The organism is Streptococcus sp. HMSC076C08, assembly GCF_001810825.1.
GTDB lineage: Bacteria > Bacillota > Bacilli > Lactobacillales > Streptococcaceae > Streptococcus.
The window spans coordinates 228,988-229,296 of sequence record NZ_KV802736.1 but is presented as its reverse complement, the minus strand read 5'-3'; the positions used below and the strand labels follow the sequence as shown (position 1 = coordinate 229,296).

Below are 309 nucleotides of genomic sequence, written 5' to 3'. Positions count from 1 at the left end.
CCAACCTTCACCAACACTTATAAAGCAGCTTCAACAACTGTAAATATTACCGCTAAGAAAGTCTTAGAAGGTAAAGCCCTTGAAGCTGGTAAATATGAGTTTGAACTTAAAGAAGGTGACAAAGTAATCGGAACAGCTAAAAATGCTGCAGACGGTACTGTTGCTTTCGAAGGTATCGAGTACAAAGAAGCTGGAGAGCACACTTACACTATCTCTGAAAAAGCAGGTAGCGAAGCAGGTGTGACATACGATAAATCTACTCACAATGTAACAGTAAACGTTACAGATAACGGTGCAGGCCAACTTGTT

1 protein-coding gene is annotated in these 309 nt (G+C 40.5%); it reads left to right on the top strand.

All coding sequences use genetic code 11. The features are described 5' to 3' along the window. A partial coding sequence (locus HMPREF2766_RS09410; RefSeq protein ID WP_315940708.1) for a Spy0128 family protein occupies positions 1-309 on the top strand: 309 nt, incomplete at both ends.